Consider the following 16,056-nt stretch of genomic DNA (forward strand, 5'->3'; position numbering starts at 1 on the left):
AAGAGTTCAGGCCTGCGCCGGCGCAGGCGTGGGCCTCGGCGCGGCAGCGCTCTGGCGTGGCAGGCGCGAGTAGCACAGCACCGCGCCGCAGCACAGCACGATCGCGGCGATGCCGAGACTGTCGTAGCCGAAGAACTTGATCAGCGTGCCTCCGAGCACCGGCCCGATCGCCGCGCCTGTCATCAGCATGGCTGGCGTGGCCGACAGCGCGCGGCCCGTGGGCTCCAGCCGCGCGAGCAGGCCGAATGCGAAGGTGTGCGAAAAGATCGCGACCGCGACGATGACCGACGCCGCGGCGCCATAGGCGAAGAAGGCGGTGGTGTTCATCACCGTCACGGCCAGCGCCGCCTGCACGACCGGCGCGCTCACCAGCACGAGGCGCGCCGGCAGCCGCCGCTCCAGCAGCGCGGCGAGCGGGGCTGGCAGCAGGTTGACGAAGCCCAGCGCGATCAGCACACCGGCGACCGCCTCGGCACCGAAGCCGCGCGCGTTGCCGACGCGCTCGACGAAGCTGAAGACCATCGCCTGCGTGACCGTCACCAGCGCGATGCCCGCGATGCCGAACCACACCGCGCGCCCGAAGCGCGCCGGCGCCTGCATCGTCGGCGCGCCGGCGACAGCGGCAGCCGCCGGTGCGGTCTCGGCGGACGGGAATGCAAAGAGGCTGACCAGTGCGGCCAGCGCCATCACGGCGCCGAACACGAGGAACAGCGCCGGGCCGCCCGCCTTCGCGACAATCTGGGGCGTGATGCCGAGATAGAAGACGGCGGCGATACCGAGCGCGGTGTTGACGATCGCGAACAGCCGGTGCGGTCGCGCGCTCAGCGCAATCGTGCCGTGCGTGACGCTCAGCGCCGCGCCGGTCGCCGCGCCGCACAGCGCGTGAACGAGCGCGAGCATCACGAAGTCGGTCGTCAACGACGCCGCGCCGAAACCGAGCGCGCACGCGAGGAAGCCCAACGTCGAAACCGCACGGCCCGACAGGCGGTTGAAGCGCGGCGCGAGCAGCACGCTGGCCACCACGACGCCGCCGAGAAAGAGCGTGACCAGCAGGCCCGCCTGCTGCGGGTCGAAGTGGTACGCCGCCACCAGCGTGCCCACCCAGACGGGCAATGCCACGGTGTCCAGCATGCCGGCGCAGTGCGCCACCATCAGCCCAATGCGGCCGCGGGTCGAATCGGTCTTGATCATCGTCTTCTCCTGCGGCACAGGGGCCGTGGTTTTCATATCGGCTGCGCCAGCGCCATCAGCGAGTTGCGCATGATCCCGGTGTGCTCCTCTTTGTCGCCGCCGTCGATCTCGATCTCGCCGAGGCGGGCCGAGTTCTCGACGACCATTCGGCAACGCTCCCAGCGCCGTGCCTCGAACGCCGACAGCGCGGCTTCGACACGGTCGTGCCGTCCGACCTCCTCGGCCAGCACGAGTGCGTCCTCGATGCCGATGCAGGCACCCGACGCCAGGTGCGGCGTGGTCGCATGCACGGTGTCACCGATCAGTACGATGCGGCCCTTGGACCATGGTCGCGGCATCAGCAGCGCTTCGAGCGGGCGGAACACGACCTGAGATGTCGGCCCGAGTCCTGCGCGAATCGCCTGCAGCTCCGGCGCGGGAAAGTCGGCGAGCAGGCCGCGCAACTGATCGACAAAGGTCGCCGGATCGACATGCTCGTTGACCGGCCGCGGCTCGAGAAGGAAGAGGTACATCTCGGTCTTCGACACCGGGTTGACGCCCGGCTTGACCTGCGGACCGATCCACATGGTCGCGTTGCGGATTTCCGGCGGACGCGGCACCACGGCGCGCCAACAGGCCTGGCCGGTGTAGCGCGGCTTGGGCGCGTCGGGGAAGAGGGTCTCGCGCAACTTCGAATACAGGCCGTCGGCTCCGATGACGAGGTCATAGCGGCGGCGCTGTCCGTCGGTGAAGCTCAGCTCCACGCCTTCGGCATCCTGCTCGATGGAAGTGAAGGTACAGCCCAGGCGCACCGTGGTGCCGGCGGCACGTGTCGCGTCGGCCAGCAGCCGGCCGAGCACCGGTCGCATGATAGCGCCGCCTCCTGGCACGTCGGGGCCTGCGATGCGCGGCGTCGGCAGCTCGGCGACCTGCGCCCCATTGGGCAGCCGCAGCGAGACGCCGTCGTGCGCGGCGCCGTGCTCGAGGAAGGCGTCGAGGATGCCGAGCTGGCGGAACGCGCGCAGCGTCGCGCCGCCCAGGCTGATACCGGCGCCGTAGTTGCGCCAGCCTGGGTCGATCTCGACGAGGTCAACCTCGGCGCCGAGCTTGCGCAGCTCGATCGCGGCCGACATGCCGGAAAAGCCTCCGCCGACGATGAGGATGTGTTGGGCTGCAAGGGTCATGCCGAGTCTCCTGAAGTGGTGATGTTGCTTTGCATGGCGGCTGCGACCAGCAGCAGCTCGCCCTGATCGGTGAGCGCGAACGGTATCGGCCACAGCCGATCGCCGAGGCACGGGCCGTGGACGCACAGGCCGCTGTCGATCTCGAACAGCGCGCCATGCGCGGCGCAGACAATACGGTCGCCGGCCGCGTTGAGGTAGGCATCCTTGCGCCACGGCAGCGGCGTGCCGTGGTGCGGGCAGCGGTCGGCCCATACGCGCACCGTGTCGCCGCGTCGCACGGCGAACACGGTGTGGCGCCCGCGATCCAGCGGATCGAAGCCGCGCGCGCCGCCGTCGGGCAACTCGGCGAGATGGCACAGCCGCCGTGGCGGCGGCGTACGGTCACCGGCCTCAGGCATAGTCGCCGTCCTCCGTCGTGCCCGGCCCCGGCGACCACTTCTTGCGGTAGCCGAGCAGGAAGGCCTGCGAGTTGTCGGCACCCATCGCCATCTCGCGCGGCGTCCAGGTCGCATCGTGCAGGTCCATGTCGGCGTCCATCTCCATGTGGCAACCGAATGGGCTGTTGAAGTACCAGAACCAGTTCGAGCCCAGCTGGTGCCGCCCCGGGCCCCAGAACGGCTGGTAGCCCTTGGCGACGAATCGCCAGCCGTTCTGCAGCATCTCGCCCGGGCCGGCGAAGTGGAAGGTGAAGTGCTCGCAGCCCTTCATGAACGCAGGCGCCTCGATGAAGAAGTGGGTGTGGTGATCGAGCGTGCCGGCAGGCTGCAGGAACGGGCCGACGCCGGTGAAGCGATCAGTGCAGCGGAAGCCGAGGCGTTCGACGTAGAAGGCTTCGGCCTTTGCCGCGTCGACGACGAAATAGACGACGTGAGAGAGCGTGCGCGGCTTGATCTGCGGCGCATCGGCGTCGACGCCGAGCTGGTTGGCCGGCCGCCTGAACGGCGAACCCGGCGCGTTTGCGATCTCGCCGGCTCTCTCGAACGAACGGCGCATGCTGACCTGGAAGGCGATCGCGAATCCTTCGTCATCAATCGACTCGATCGAGCCGTCGGGCCGCTCGCGCACCTCGCGGTCGCGCTTCAGTTCGGCGGCGATCGCGTCGAGGTCGGCGCGACTGGCAACGCCCATCACGGTGCGGCGCAGGCGGCAGCCAGGTGCCGGCGGCGCCGGCAGCGTCGGGTCCTTCTCGTCGATGATGACGATCGCGGTGCCGTCCATCGCCTCGAAGCGGCCGCCACCGGCGTCGGCCAGGCCATAGTCGCGGAGGTACTGCGCGCCATTCGCCAGATCGTCGACGGCGAAGACGAGTGTTTCCAGTCCGATGATGTTCATGAGAGTCCTTGCTTGCTGGTTGAGGGATCAGCCGGCCGTGGCTGCGATGCGGCCGCCGAGGGTCTCGGCCACCCAGTCGGCGATGTAGTGGCCGGCGTTGATGCTGTTGTCGAAGCTCGCGTGCTGCGCGCCGCCTTCTCGATCAGTGAAGACCTTGAGTTCACGCTTCGGGCTGTTGACGAGCTGGTCGTAGGTGCGCTGCGCCCACTTCAGCGGGATCTGCGTGTCCTTCTCGCCGTGCGTGACCAGGAAGGGAACGCGGATCTTCTCGACGACTCCGTCCAGGTGCACGTTCTCGGCAATGCGCATGAAGTCATGGACGTCCTTCGCGCCCCAGACCCAGCACACGTGTGCCCAGTAGTGCGGCACCGGAAAGTCGCCTTCCTTCTGCAGGCGCTTCTTCTGCACGCCGCGCCAATCGTGGTTGGCGCCCCAGCAGACGCCGGCGGCGAAACGCGGCTCCATCGCCACTGCGCGTGGGCAGTAGTAGCCGCCCAGGGACACGCCTTCGCAGCCGATGCGCTTCGGATCGACGTCGTCGCGCGTCCACAGCCAGTCGACGATGCGACTGGCCCAGTGCTCGCTGTCGTAGCGCGCCGTCATCCCGTGCAGACGCAACGCCTCGCCAGTGCCGGGCTGGTCCACCACGAGCGAGGACACGCCGCGCCGGGCCAGCCACCCCGGCAGGCCGACGCGGTATTTCATCTCCTTGGTCGAGTCCAGGCCGTTGAGCTGCACCAGGATCGGCGCCCTGCCCTGCACGCCCTCGGCGCGCACGTACAACGCCGCGAGGTGCTTGCCTTCGTAGGGGATCTCGACGCGCTCGCAGTTCTCGCCGACCAGCCGCACGCCCGCGTCGAAGAGGTCGAGCTGGCGGCGATACAGCGCCAACCGGCCCGGCGCGTCGTGCGCCTGAAGCCGCTCGGCCGTGATGAGGTAGCTGGAGGCGCGCGCAAACTTCTCGCCCGCGGAGAGCAGCCGGCCGCGCACCCGGTCCTCCTCGGCCAGCATGCACAGCTTGTCGGCCATGCGTACCCAGGTCTCGCGGAAGGCCTGCGTGCCCGCTGCGTCCGGTGCCTTGGCCGCTTCGTGCAGCGGGGCGCACATTTCCTCGATCTCGCCAATGCGCGCGCCCATCTCGATGGCGAGATCGACCGAAAGGTTCCAGACGTAGTTTGTGGGGAAGTAGCGAAACATGGTCATTTCAGTGCAGCGCCGGCATCTGCCGGACGTACCAGACGAGCAGCGCGAAACCGGCCAGCGCGGCGGCCGCCAACGCGGCGCAACAAAAGCGATCACCCCAACCGCACCATCGAGGTCGATCGCCGCCCTGCGTCGCCGGGCCGTTGTTCGGGTAGTGAGCAGCCATCGTCATCTCTCTCTCGCCCGGATCTACAGATCCAGCACCAGCCGCGGCGACTTCGAGCGTGAGCAGCAGGGCGTGAACTGGTCGCCGCGGGCGCGCTCCTCTTCGGTGAGGAACATGTCGCGGTGATCGGGCGTGCCGCCGATCACGCGCGTCAGGCAGGTGCCGCAGACGCCCTGCTCGCAGGAGACCGGCACCTGCACGCCGGCCGCGGCCAGCGCGGCGACCACGGCTTGATCGGACGCCACGCGGATCACCGCACCAGACGACGCAATCTGCACCTCGAAGGCGTCATCGGCGTCGCACTTCGTTGCGCCGCCGGCGAAGTACTCGCGATGCAGCGCCGCATCGGGCCAGCCCGCGGCTCGCGCGGCCAAAAGCACCGCCTCCATGAAGCCCGCGGGTCCGCACACGTACAAATGCGTGCCCGCCTGCGGGTTCGCTACGACGCGGGCGATGTCGATCCTCTGCGCGGCCGGCCCCTCGTCGTGGTGCAGCTGCACGCGTTGCGCGAACGCCGATGCGTGGATGCGCTGCACGAAAGCCGTCCGGTCGGCCGAGCGGGTGCAATAGTGCAGATCGAACGCGGCGCCCTCTCCCCCCAGATGCTCGGCCATGCACAGGATCGGTGTGATCCCGATGCCACCGGCAAGCAGCAGGTGGCGGTTTGCACCGGGCGCCAGCGCAAAGTGGTTCCGCGGCGCGGAGATGTCCAGCTCTTTCCCCGGCTCCAACGCATGCATCGCCCGCGATCCGCCGCGCGAAGCCGGTTCGCGCAGCACCGCGATCTGATAGCGCTGCGTCTCGCGCGAATCGTTGCACAGCGAGTACTGGCGCACCAGACCGCCTTCAAGACGCACGTCGATGTGCGCGCCGGCGGTGAACGGCGGCAGCGCGCCACCATCGGCTGCGACCAGCTCGAAGCTGCAAATGTCCTGCGCCTCGAGCGTCTTGCGCGCAACGCGCACGCGGCGCGTCGTCATGCGGCACGCTCCTTGTCGATCACCGAGCCGCGGATGGCGCCTTTCAGAGCGCGTCGTGCGCGCGGCCCCATGAGCGCTAGGTCGCAGCTGGCATGGATCGCGGCGTCGAGGATCACCTCGTACGGCCGACCCCCTGTCTCCACCATCGAGGCACCGTCGACGTTCGCGGCGCGCGCCGACGCCTCGGCCTTGGCCACCGCCGCGCGCGCGTTGCCCGCGGCGGCCTCCGTGAACATCTCGGGCGACATCGCGTGCAGCAGGGCACCGTTGCAGCTGGCAGCCGCTTCGGCACGCACGTGCAGAAAGGTCTGCCGCGCCCCGGTAGACTTCGCGTATGCCACCGCGTGATCGAGGGTGACGGTGGCCAGCGGTGTGCCGTCGATGAGAACGAGAAGATGCTTGTACATGCATGCACTCCGGTCACGTGGCCGCGGCCTGCCCGGCGAAGACTTCGGCCGTCAGGTCTCCTGCCGCTTTGGGCCGCTCGAGGAGGAAGTGCGCAAGTGCCGGCAGCAGCACCATCGCGCCGAGCATGTTCCACAGGAACATGAAGGCCAGCAGCAGTCCCATGTCGGCCTGGAACTTGATGGGGCTGGCCACCCAGGTGACCACGCCCACGGCCAGCGTCACGCCGGTGAGCAGCACCACCCTTCCGGTGAACAGCAGCGCACGGTAGTAGCTCTGCGACAAGCTCTTGCCTTCGCGCAGCTGCGCAAGCGTGATCGACAGGATGTAGAGCGCATAGTCCACGCCGATGCCAACGCCGAGCGCGATCACCGGCAGCGTGGCCACCTTGACGCCCATGCCAAGGCTGACCATCAGCGCCTCGGCCAGCACCGAGGTCAGCATCAGCGGCAGCACCGCCACCAGCACCGCCCGCCACGACCGGAAAGTGATGAAGCTCAGCAGCACCACTGCGCCGTAGACCAGCAACAGCATGGTGCGCCAGGCATTCTTGACGACGATGTTCGTCGCCGCCTCGATGCCGGCGCTGCCTGCTGCCAGCAGGAACTTCACATCAGCGGTGTCGCTCGCATTCGCGAACGACTCGATGCGATTGACGACGCGCGTCAGCGTCTCGGCCTTGTGGTCACGCAGGTAGACGTAGACCGTCAACAGCGAGCAGGCGTCGTTGTAGAGACCGCGCGGCGCGCCCGCGGTGATCGTGTTGAGCATGTCCTGGTTGGGCAGGAACTCGTACCACTTGGGATTGCCTTCGTTCAGCCCGGTGAGCACGCGTCTGTTCAACAGCGCCAGTGAGTTCGTGGTTTCGACACCTTCGAGCTGACGCAGCTGCCACTCGAGGGCGTCGATCTTGTTCAGCGTCGCGTACTGCGAGCATTGGCCATCGGGCGTCTTCACCATCACCGCCAGCACGTCACTCGACGCGCCATAGGCGGTGTTGATGAATGCGACATCGCGGTTATAGCGGCTGTCGGCCCGCAATTCGGGCGCTCCGGGATCGAGGTCGCCGATGGCCAGTTGACTCGAGACAGCCAATCCGCCTGTCGCGAGAACGGCGCTCGCGGCCACCGCAACCGTCGCCCAGCGGCGCTGGGTGAACCGGTCCAGCCAGCGCCACAGCGGCTGCTTCTGGACAGCCGCCTCGGCGCGCAGGCTGCGCTGCGCGGCGGCCGCGCTGACGCCGGTGTAGCTCAGCAGGATCGGAAGCAGGATCAGGTTGGTGAAGATCAGCACGCCCACGCCGATCGACGCGGCAATGGCCAATTCGCGGATCGCGTGGATGTCGATCACCAGCAGTACCGCGAAACCCACAGCATCGGCCAGCAGCGCCGTCAGGCCCGCCAGGAACAGCCGCCGGAAGGTGTGGCGCGCGGCCACCAGCTTGGGCTGGCCCCGCCCGATATCCTGCATGATGCCGTTCATCTTCTGGGCGCCGTGGCTCATGCCGATCGCGAACACGAGGAACGGCACGAGGATCGAGTACGGATCGAGCGCAAAGCCCAGCGTCGGCAGCAGGCCGACCTGCCAGACCACCGCCACCAGGGACACGGTGACAACCAGCAGCGTGGAGCGCACGCAGCGCGTGAACCAGAAGACCATCGCCGCGGCAATCGCCACTGCGAGGGCGAAGAACACCAGCACGGCACGCACACCGTCGATCAGCTCGCCGACGATCTTGGCGAAGCCGGTGATGTGCACTTCGACGCCCTGTTGCTCGTACTTGGCGCGTAGCTCGTCGAGACGATGAGCGAGGGCGCCGTAATCCAGCGGCTGGCCCTGCGGGTCCTTGGCCAGGAGCGGCACAAAGATCACGCTGGACTTCGCGTCCAGCGCGACGATCTGCCCGACTTCTCCCGAGCGCGCGACATTGGCGCGCATCTGCTCCAAGCTCTTCGGTGAGCCGTCGTATCCATCGGGGACGACCGGCCCGCCTTCCAGGCCCTCCTCGGTCACGCCGACCCAGCGCGTCGTCGGCGTCCACAGCGACTTCATCTGGTTGCGCGCCACACCAGGCACGAGGAACACCTCGTCGCTCATGCGGCGCAGCGTATCGAGGTACTCCGCGTCGAAGATCGTTCCCTTCGGGTTCGCGACCGCGATGCGTACCGCGTTGCCCAGCCCAGTCAGCTCGTTCTGATATTGCAGAAAGTTGCGGATGTACGAATGCTTCTCAGGAATGGTCTTCTCGAAACTTGCATTGAGCTTCAGGTGGGTGGCCTGCCAGCCGAGCAACAAAGTGATCACCGTGCACAGCGCGACCACGAGCAGCCGATTGTTGAAAAGCGCCCGCTCGACGAGCGAGCCGGAGCGTGGGTCGAAATCCTGAGGCGTCATGGCTTGGAGGAAATGGGCATCGCGCCCTGGACAGACAGGGCCAGCAACGCGCCGTTGCGGCCGGCGGCAAGACCGGTGAGCGAAGGCAGCGGATCACGATTGACCGGCGCGAAGGCGTCGCCCCGTCGGGCGAACACGAAGCCGGCCTGGTTGGCCAACAGCAGCGTGCCGTCGGCCGCGAGCTGGCTCGCGACCACGGACACCGGCATCGGGAGCTGCAGCGCCTGCCACTCGCGCCCGCCGTCGAGCGTGCGCCAGACGTTGCCGCGCAGGCCGGCCAGCACGACCTCCTGCTCTCCGGTGAGCTCCAGTGTGAAGAAGCTGCCCTTGTACGGCGTGTCGATGCGCTGGAAGCTCTGGCCAGCATCGTCGGACTTCAGGACCAGACCCTGCTCGCCGGCGATCACGATGCGACTACCGCGCTGACGCACTGCGTACAGATGCAAACCCTTCGGGTTGTCCAGCCGCCCGGCCCACGAGGTCCATGTCTTACCACCGTCCTGGGTGGCCAACGCCAGGCCGTAGGCTCCGACGACCAGTGCACGATCCCGTCCGAGCGGCAGGACGTCGAGAAGCGGCTTGTCGGGCCCGTCGGCGAGCAGCTGCTCGGCCGCCTTCTGCCCGGCCGCGTCCTGACGCGCCTTCGCGTCGGCCAGCATCAGCTCAGCGATGCGCCTCCCGTCGAGGCGGCGCTCCCAACGATGCCCGCCATCCGTCGTGACCAGCACAGTGCCACCGTGCCCGACCGCGATGCCGTTGCGCTCGTCGGCAAAGCGCACGGCGGTCAGCGTCACGCTGGTAGGAACGGGAACCTGCTGCCAACCGCTGCCGCCATCGTCCGAACGCAGCACGAGACCACGCTCGCCGACCGCGACCCACTGCGCGCCGACTTGCGTGGCGCCGAGCAGCACGGCGCGCTCCGGCGCGCGCACCGCCAGCGCAGGACGGTCGAGCGCGGCGCCGACCGGCTCGGCCGCGCCCGTCACAGAGAAGACTGCAAGCGAGGCGATGCCCGCGAGAAGCCGCTTCATCCCGCCTGCTCCTGCGCGATGAGCTGCTCCAGCTTGCGCCGCACGCGCATCGAACCCGGATCGCCCGGGAGCAGCACCGGGTTCAGCGACACGAACTCGGCATCGCCGATGACGCGCTGCTGCGCCTCCAGCATCGGTTTGTCCTGCATCGAGAACGCGTGCTCGACGAGCTTGCGGATGTGCCCGTTGGCTTCCGGGTCGACCGCGAAGTCGCGCGTGGTCCAGAACCAGTAGTGGCAGCTCCTGGACGTTTCCGGTGTCACCAGGTGCAGGTTCAATGAGTCCACGCCACACTCGCGTGGCTCGCCCAGCAGCGTCGATCCGACATTGAGCTGCATGCAACCGGGTGCCGTCCAGATGACTTCGGTCCACTGGTCGGTTGGACGCCCCTGCTCGCGAAGGTGCATGTCGAATGCCGGTGGCGTGAGGTCCCCGCTGGAGATCCACGCGATGCCCACGCTGCGCTCACCGAGGTCACTGACTTGCGGCTTGCATCGGGTGAGCGCACCACTGCCCAGCGTGCCGGCATGCAGGTAGTCGGCGTGCGTCAGGTCAAGAATATTGTCGACGAGGAGCTGGTAGTCGCACGCGGTCGGCATGTAGCCGCGCACGGTGGCATCCTCTGACGCCGAGGTCACGTGCGAGTAGTCGGGGATCAGCGACTCGTCGGCACGCGTCGGGTCGCCGGCCCACAGCCACACCAATCGGTCGCGCTCGCGCGCCACGCGCGCCGGCACAGTGGCCGCCTTCGGGATGCGACCGTCTCCCTGGGGGTTGTGTACGCATGCACCATCGGCCCCGAAGCGCAGACCGTGGTAGGCGCACTCCACCGATCGGCCGCCGTCGCACACCTTCCCGGCCGAGAGAGGTGCGAATCGGTGCGGGCAGCGGTCGGCCAACGCGGCGATCCCTCCTTCGGACGTACGGAATAGCACCAGTTTCTCGTCCAGCAGCGTGCGCGCCACCAACTTGCCGGGCGCAAACTCGTCGGCGAAGCCCGCGACGTACCAGGCGTTGCGCTGATAGGTTTTCATGGATTCAGTCCCAACTCAGTCGTCGAGACGCTCGTAGATCGACACTTCGGTGGCGTAGACGAAGAACGACTGCGCCGGCACGTAGAACGCCGCACCAAGCTCCGCATTGATTGCGAGCAGCGCGCGCTCGTAGTCTCGGTACGCGCCTACCGACGCGGTGTCGGTGAACCAGAGACTTGCGACGCCCTCGTAGATCGGCACGTCCTTGGCACCGAAGTACGCGAGCATTGGGTTGAACTCGCTGACTTGGTGGTTATGCACGCAGCGGCGCATGGCCGCCGCAGCCATGGGAGCGGCCACCAGCGCGCGCTCGTGGGCCCGCGCCCAGCGCCCAAAGAATTCAGTCAGCGTCAGTCCGTCGGCCATGCGCAGGTAGTGCAGCACCTTGGCGCCGGCGGCCCGCCCAGGGTTCGGCACCGGCTGCTCGGCCTCCACGGTCACCACGCTGAGCGTGCGGTTCGTATCGGCGAAGTTCGCACCGTCAGGACCGGTCTTGGTGCGCACATGCTCGTGCGCAAAGGTCGCCTGCATGTCCCCGGGGCTGTCCCACCACAGTTCGGTCACCGAATCGCGCGCTACCGTCATCGCATGGATGGCCTCGGCGCTGCTGCCGAACGCCGCGTCGAAGACGTGGTTCTGCACGTAGCGCCGCAGGGTCACAGGGTTCTCATTGGAGATTGCGCCATGCACATGCTGCACGTAAGCCAGGTACTCCGCGTGTGTCATGCCGGGACGCCGGCAGATTGCGGCCATCATCTTGATCATCTGTAGTCCTCCTTCGGGTTCGCGTTCAACGGGCGCCGGCAGCGACCGCGTCTGGCGTGAACGCGCTCTCCGGGTATGGGGGCATGACCAGGTATTGCTTGCTCTTGGCGTTAAAGAGATTGCCAATGAAGGCCGTGCCCGAGAGCAGGTCGTAGAAGCCCATCGAACCTCCCATCAGGCCGGGGACGTCTGGCGCGACGAAGGTCTGGTTCCAGAGCGTCTTCCAGAGCTGGCCGTTGGCATCCCAGCGGTCGCCCAGCACACAGATCCAACTGTCCTCGTCGCAGTAGTAGCGGCTCTTCGGAGCCTGGTGCCGCTTGCCCTCGCGCAAGGTGGCTTCAACGACCCAGACGCGGTGCAGTTCCCAACGCACGCTGTCAGGGCTCAGGTGGTGTGCGCTCATGACCTCGGCGTCGGTCTTGGGCTGCAGCAGCCGGTTGGAGTTGTACGGGACGATCATCTCCTTCTTGCCCAGGAGCTTCCAGTCGAAGCGATCAAGCCGCCCAGTGAAGACCTCGATCTCGTCGAAGGACATGACGCCCGCTGCAGCCGGCGTCGGCGTGTCGCAGCAAGGGTTGGGCAACTTGCGCACGCGGCGCTGGCCGGTGAGGTAGACCCAGGCCGTGCTCTTATCGGGATCGACGTTCTGGCCGCCGACGATGGCCTCGCCGGCGCGGATCGGCGGACCGTCGTTAAACAGGCGCACCTCCCAGAAGTTGCCCTTGGCCGCAAACTGCTCCGGGGTTCCCTTGGGCAGGTAGTAGGCCATCTGCTGGTCACCCACGCCGTCGGTCGTCAGCACGGCCTTCCCGTCCGTGGTGAGCTGGTACATGTTGACGTGGAACTGCCACGCGGTGCCACGCCAACGCAGCAGATGATTCCACATCACCTCGGCGCCGGTCTTCGGGATGGGAAACGGAATGCCGCCATACGCGCCGTCAACCAGGTCGCCACTGAGCTTGGCGCGGGTCGCGTTCTTGAACGTGTTGTCGTAGACCCATTGCGGCGCCGCCGCGGTGCGATGCGTCTTGTAGACGTCGACGCGATAGGTGTCCGGGTACTTCTTCAACAGCGCCTTTGTGCCGTCGGTCAGCTTCTCGGCGTACTCGTCGACGTTCTTTGCGGTGATGGAAAGGAGAGGCTTCTCGTCCCTGAACGGATCGCCTCGCCTTCCACCCGGGTTGTCACCTGGGATCGGGATCGTGTAGCCGCCCGTCCAGCCGGGAATGCTGCCGTCCTTGTTGCCGGCCTTCTCGCCACCCAGGGGCGTCAGGTCGGTCTTCAGGCGCGCAGCCTCTTCGGCGTTGACGCCGGCTGAGGCTGCAACAGGCCAACCCAGTGCGGCCACACAGGCAGCTGTGGCGACGAAGTATGGTTTCATTCGAGTGTCTCCTTGTTCAGAACGTACGGCGCAACGTGAGCGAGACGAAGTCGCGATCGGCCAGTGCGTTGCCATGGCCAAAGATCGGGCTGCCGCCATTCAAGGACGGCGAGAAATCGACGAACGGCACGGCCTTGCCGATGAAATGCGTGTAGTTCAGTGCGAACTGCCACACGCCGAGGTAGTTGCCCTCCAGGCCCACGTTGACGCTGCCGTTGCCGCGGGCATCCCAGGCGGTGACCGACGAGCGTCCGTCCAACGTGTACCGCAGGCCGATGGGTATGCTCAGATCGAGTCCGGGCAGCGCCTGGCGGTACGTGGGCGTGAAAATCAGCTGCAGCGCGGTGGCGTCACGCGTGCGACCGGCGTCGAGTTCGCCATCTGGATCGGTCTTGTGCAGCACCCGGTTCCACGCGATCTCCGCGACCAGGCTCGACTCGCGCGAGATGAAGCTCGGGCCGAAGCTGGCCAGGGTCGACAGGTTCAGGTGCGCCGTGCGACCGGTGGCGTATCGCGGCTGCGGCTGGCCGGGGAAAAAGCCGTACAACATGTTGGTGCTGCGCAGCGGCATGTTGTCGCGAACCGAGGCTTCGCCGGCGAAGTTGAAGTCGCCGACCGAGCGCGAGGCGCTCACGCCATAGACCTTCACCGCCTCGGGAAACACGAAGTACCAGTCGCCAGGCAGCGTGCCGCCCGGCCCCGGAGTGCCCGCCGGGTTGAGTCGGCCGTAAAGCTGACCGCCCTTGTCGTGGTAGCGCGCAGCGTAGAAGCCGAGATCGGTGTCGTCTAGGCGCCACTTCAGCTGCAGGCCAAACTGGCCGGAGTTCTTGGGCTTGCGATCGCCGCCGGGCAGCAGACCGAAATTGCCGACGTTGGGGATGCCGACGAATTCGGGCTGCTCGGATCCCCAGGGGATGTTGGTGGTCGAGAAGTAGCTTCCCGAAGGAGGCAGGCGATCGGCCTCCCAGCGGAACTGCGCGTAGCCGCCAACCGAGACCTCGGGCGTGACCTGAAACTGCGCCGACAGCTGCGGTACTGGGCGGATGATCTCTTTGAACTGCGCGTTCGGCGAACCGAGCAGCTTGAGGATGTCGATCGGTCCTTGGGCGCGCGCGATGCCGTTGTCGCCGAAGAACAGGCTTTCGCCGTACTGCAGCGCATGACGGCCCAGGCGGGTGGTCAGTCGGCGGCTGTCCCCGAGGTCAAAGCTGCCGAAGACGAAGGCATCGAGGACCTCGGCCTTGCGACCGGCGAGCCTGCGCGTGTGCTCCGGGAACTCGTTGATCGGCGTCTGGCCGTTAACCGGATCGGCCGCATCGGTGGTGCCTCGGTAGGCTGCGTCGTACCACGTAGCTGCGCTGAGTCGCAGACCGTAGTCCTTTCGGTACACCGCATCGAACTCGCTGAGCAAGTCGACTCGCTGGGACACGAGGCCGCGCTTGCGGAAGTTGTCATCGCCGGCGTTGAAGTTCAGCGCCTGCGGGAAGGCCGAAGCCGACACTCCAGGCACGAGCAGGCGGAACGAGTTGACCAGCGCTGGATCGGCGTTCTGGGTGCGCGCCATCAGGCCCGCCTTGACCGTGTTGTCGAAGCGCAGCGACCAGTCCGACTCGCCGAGATCGATGCCAACTGCTTGCGCTGCGCCGGCCGCGAACGCGGCGGCCAGCGCTGTGGCAGTGCGGCCGGGCCGCGGTGAAGCTTGTCTCATTTGGAGATTCCTCTCTCTCTGTGGTTAGTGGGGTCGAAAAGGCAGCTAGGCTGGCGTCGCCACAAGCCTGTCAATCTCGCCGGCGAGCTGCAGCAAGTCGGTTGCAGGCTCGGGCTGCGTCGTCCAGAGGGCTGCGCGTTCGGTCAGCTCATGCAGACACCGCACGCGCTCGCTGCGCCGCTCGGTGAATTGCCGCAGCAGGCGCGGGCGGTCGAGCCCCGCGGCCGCCAGCTCGCCCAACACGACGGCGTCTTCCAGGTCCTGCGCTGCAGACTGCCCGAACGGCGGCGCGATGACATGCGCGGACGCGCCGACACACAACACCGCACCACGATGCCAAGGTGGGTCGCGCAACCAACTGGTAACGCGGTGCAGCACGACCGGCGCCGACGGGTCAATCGCCGCGGCGATGCGCCGCGGAAAGGAACCCCACGACTTCAGCTGTCGTGTCAGGGCGTATCCGTCAGTGGGCCCACTCGCCTCCTCAGTGCTAACGACGGCCACGCCCGCTCTCGACATGCTGATTGGCACGAGCAACAACCTGCGACCCACCGATCCGGCCATCCATGTCGAACGGTCCAGCCAAGGTGGACGTGGAAGCAGTGCGTGCCACCAGGCGTGGCGCAGCACGCCCGGTCGCGCCGGGCCGAGCAGCGCACTGGCCAGCGGCGATCCGGCGCCTGCAGCAATCAGGACAAGATCTGCTTCCCATACGCGCCCGTCCTCGGCGATGACGCGCCCGCTCTCGGAATCGACCCTGCTCACCGTGCAGCCGCGGTGCACGTCCACGCTGGATCGCACCGCGGCACCTTCGAGCAGATCCAACAGGTCTGCGAGCGCAATGCCGACGGCGGACGGGAGCTGCGGCCCCGCGAGCGACGGCGTCGGCAGTCGAAAGCCCTCGTCACCGCGCTCATCGACGACCGACAGACCGCTGTACGCAAAGCCGCGCTGCACACAGGCTTGCGCGACGCCGAGTCGCGCCAGATCGCGAAGCAGATTTGGAACCACATCAATGTGCGCAGGCAGCCGAGTTGCCGATGCATGCGCCTCGATCACTTCCACATGCGCGCCGGCGCGCACGCAGGCCAGCGCGCAGGTCAATCCGGTGATACCGCCGCCGACAACGACGATACGACGGACCAGAGCACCCGCCGCGGACCGCCCTCCTGAAATTCCGAGCGAAAGCTCGCCCGAAGCATGGTCGACGACCATTCGTTGTCTCCGCTTATTAGTGTGAGCCCTGTACCGGACTCGGTGCACGGCAGACTAAACTCCGGGCGGATTCAAGAGAAATCCTTTC

At 67.3% G+C, this 16,056-nt stretch carries 15 protein-coding genes; all 15 read right to left on the minus strand.

The genetic code is table 11. The features are described 5' to 3' along the window. Positions 1 to 6: 6 nt before the first annotated feature. From ACSQ9A_RS32340 to ACSQ9A_RS32410, 15 genes are read right to left on the minus strand one after another with little or no spacing between them, the layout of a single operon-like run. Entirely contained in the window at positions 7 to 1,227 is a 1,221-nt protein-coding gene (locus tag ACSQ9A_RS32340; RefSeq protein WP_436306916.1) for an MFS transporter, read from the minus strand. Next, positions 1,224 to 2,354 (minus strand): FAD-dependent oxidoreductase, encoded by a 1,131-nt coding sequence (locus ACSQ9A_RS32345; protein WP_436306917.1) that lies wholly within the window; start codon positions 2,352 to 2,354, stop codon positions 1,224 to 1,226. The genes ACSQ9A_RS32340 and ACSQ9A_RS32345 overlap by 4 nt, the downstream gene beginning before the upstream one ends. Beyond that, positions 2,351 to 2,752 carry a Rieske (2Fe-2S) protein gene (locus ACSQ9A_RS32350; RefSeq protein WP_436306918.1) on the minus strand — a complete coding sequence of 134 codons (402 nt, stop codon included), beginning with the start codon at positions 2,750 to 2,752 and terminating at the stop codon, positions 2,351 to 2,353. Before ACSQ9A_RS32350 ends, ACSQ9A_RS32345 begins: the two co-directional genes overlap by 4 nt. Further along, positions 2,745 to 3,686 carry a VOC family protein gene (locus tag ACSQ9A_RS32355; protein WP_436306919.1) on the minus strand — a complete coding sequence of 314 codons (942 nt, stop codon included), beginning with the start codon at positions 3,684 to 3,686 and terminating at the stop codon, positions 2,745 to 2,747. Before ACSQ9A_RS32355 ends, ACSQ9A_RS32350 begins: the two co-directional genes overlap by 8 nt. A 27-nt stretch (positions 3,687 to 3,713) precedes the next feature. Continuing rightward, entirely contained in the window at positions 3,714 to 4,883 is a 1,170-nt protein-coding gene (locus tag ACSQ9A_RS32360) for an alpha/beta hydrolase family protein (protein WP_436306920.1), read from the minus strand. Positions 4,884 to 4,890: 7 nt separating this feature from the next. Further along, complete coding sequence (locus ACSQ9A_RS32365; RefSeq protein ID WP_436297649.1) at positions 4,891 to 5,055, minus strand: hypothetical protein; 165 nt, start codon at positions 5,053 to 5,055, stop codon at positions 4,891 to 4,893. A 23-nt stretch (positions 5,056 to 5,078) separates the two neighbouring features. Beyond that, positions 5,079 to 6,035 carry a PDR/VanB family oxidoreductase gene (locus ACSQ9A_RS32370; RefSeq protein WP_436306921.1) on the minus strand — a complete coding sequence of 319 codons (957 nt, stop codon included), beginning with the start codon at positions 6,033 to 6,035 and terminating at the stop codon, positions 5,079 to 5,081. Then, positions 6,032 to 6,442: a universal stress protein gene (locus ACSQ9A_RS32375; RefSeq protein ID WP_436306922.1), complete on the minus strand. Its 411-nt coding sequence runs from the start codon at positions 6,440 to 6,442 to the stop codon at positions 6,032 to 6,034. Before ACSQ9A_RS32375 ends, ACSQ9A_RS32370 begins: the two co-directional genes overlap by 4 nt. A gap of 13 nt (positions 6,443 to 6,455) precedes the next feature. Beyond that, on the minus strand, positions 6,456 to 8,834 hold the full coding sequence (locus ACSQ9A_RS32380; protein WP_436306923.1) for an efflux RND transporter permease subunit: 2,379 nt from the start codon (positions 8,832 to 8,834) through the stop codon (positions 6,456 to 6,458). Continuing rightward, positions 8,831 to 9,865, minus strand: coding sequence for a WD40/YVTN/BNR-like repeat-containing protein (locus ACSQ9A_RS32385; protein WP_436306924.1), 1,035 nt, complete (start codon positions 9,863 to 9,865; stop codon positions 8,831 to 8,833). The genes ACSQ9A_RS32380 and ACSQ9A_RS32385 overlap by 4 nt, the downstream gene beginning before the upstream one ends. Next, positions 9,862 to 10,899: a Rieske 2Fe-2S domain-containing protein gene (locus ACSQ9A_RS32390; RefSeq protein ID WP_436306925.1), complete on the minus strand. Its 1,038-nt coding sequence runs from the start codon at positions 10,897 to 10,899 to the stop codon at positions 9,862 to 9,864. Before ACSQ9A_RS32390 ends, ACSQ9A_RS32385 begins: the two co-directional genes overlap by 4 nt. A gap of 15 nt (positions 10,900 to 10,914) precedes the next feature. Beyond that, a complete protein-coding gene (locus ACSQ9A_RS32395; protein WP_436297643.1) occupies positions 10,915 to 11,664 on the minus strand; it encodes an EthD domain-containing protein in 750 nt (249 codons plus the stop codon). A gap of 25 nt (positions 11,665 to 11,689) precedes the next feature. Next, the gene (locus tag ACSQ9A_RS32400; RefSeq protein WP_436306926.1) at positions 11,690 to 13,045 is read right to left on the minus strand and encodes a DUF1329 domain-containing protein; all 1,356 of its coding nucleotides are present in this window, start codon (positions 13,043 to 13,045) and stop codon (positions 11,690 to 11,692) included. A gap of 16 nt (positions 13,046 to 13,061) precedes the next feature. Beyond that, positions 13,062 to 14,753, minus strand: coding sequence for a DUF1302 domain-containing protein (locus tag ACSQ9A_RS32405; protein WP_436306927.1), 1,692 nt, complete (start codon positions 14,751 to 14,753; stop codon positions 13,062 to 13,064). Positions 14,754 to 14,798: 45 nt separating this feature from the next. Then, positions 14,799 to 15,968 (minus strand): FAD-dependent monooxygenase, encoded by a 1,170-nt coding sequence (locus tag ACSQ9A_RS32410; protein WP_436306928.1) that lies wholly within the window; start codon positions 15,966 to 15,968, stop codon positions 14,799 to 14,801. Between the last annotated feature and the right edge of the window lie 88 nt (positions 15,969 to 16,056).

The sequence above is a fragment of the Variovorax sp. LjRoot290 genome, from assembly GCF_964253985.1.
Classification (GTDB): domain Bacteria; phylum Pseudomonadota; class Gammaproteobacteria; order Burkholderiales; family Burkholderiaceae_C; genus Variovorax.

Excerpts from the sequence above, each read along its gene's own strand:
- ACSQ9A_RS32340 (WP_436306916.1), bottom strand. The coding sequence starts at position 1,227 with ATGAAAACCACGGCCCCTGTGCCGCAGGAGAAGACGATGATCAAGACC.
- ACSQ9A_RS32345 (WP_436306917.1), bottom strand. The coding sequence starts at position 2,354 with ATGACCCTTGCAGCCCAACACATCCTCATCGTCGGCGGAGGCTTTTCC.
- ACSQ9A_RS32350 (WP_436306918.1), bottom strand. The coding sequence starts at position 2,752 with ATGCCTGAGGCCGGTGACCGTACGCCGCCGCCACGGCGGCTGTGCCAT.
- ACSQ9A_RS32355 (WP_436306919.1), bottom strand. The coding sequence starts at position 3,686 with ATGAACATCATCGGACTGGAAACACTCGTCTTCGCCGTCGACGATCTG.
- ACSQ9A_RS32360 (WP_436306920.1), bottom strand. The coding sequence starts at position 4,883 with ATGTTTCGCTACTTCCCCACAAACTACGTCTGGAACCTTTCGGTCGAT.
- ACSQ9A_RS32365 (WP_436297649.1), bottom strand. The coding sequence starts at position 5,055 with ATGGCTGCTCACTACCCGAACAACGGCCCGGCGACGCAGGGCGGCGAT.
- ACSQ9A_RS32370 (WP_436306921.1), bottom strand. The coding sequence starts at position 6,035 with ATGACGACGCGCCGCGTGCGCGTTGCGCGCAAGACGCTCGAGGCGCAG.
- ACSQ9A_RS32375 (WP_436306922.1), bottom strand. The coding sequence starts at position 6,442 with ATGTACAAGCATCTTCTCGTTCTCATCGACGGCACACCGCTGGCCACC.
- ACSQ9A_RS32380 (WP_436306923.1), bottom strand. The coding sequence starts at position 8,834 with ATGACGCCTCAGGATTTCGACCCACGCTCCGGCTCGCTCGTCGAGCGG.
- ACSQ9A_RS32385 (WP_436306924.1), bottom strand. The coding sequence starts at position 9,865 with ATGAAGCGGCTTCTCGCGGGCATCGCCTCGCTTGCAGTCTTCTCTGTG.
- ACSQ9A_RS32390 (WP_436306925.1), bottom strand. The coding sequence starts at position 10,899 with ATGAAAACCTATCAGCGCAACGCCTGGTACGTCGCGGGCTTCGCCGAC.
- ACSQ9A_RS32395 (WP_436297643.1), bottom strand. The coding sequence starts at position 11,664 with ATGATCAAGATGATGGCCGCAATCTGCCGGCGTCCCGGCATGACACAC.
- ACSQ9A_RS32400 (WP_436306926.1), bottom strand. The coding sequence starts at position 13,045 with ATGAAACCATACTTCGTCGCCACAGCTGCCTGTGTGGCCGCACTGGGT.
- ACSQ9A_RS32405 (WP_436306927.1), bottom strand. The coding sequence starts at position 14,753 with ATGAGACAAGCTTCACCGCGGCCCGGCCGCACTGCCACAGCGCTGGCC.
- ACSQ9A_RS32410 (WP_436306928.1), bottom strand. The coding sequence starts at position 15,968 with ATGGTCGTCGACCATGCTTCGGGCGAGCTTTCGCTCGGAATTTCAGGA.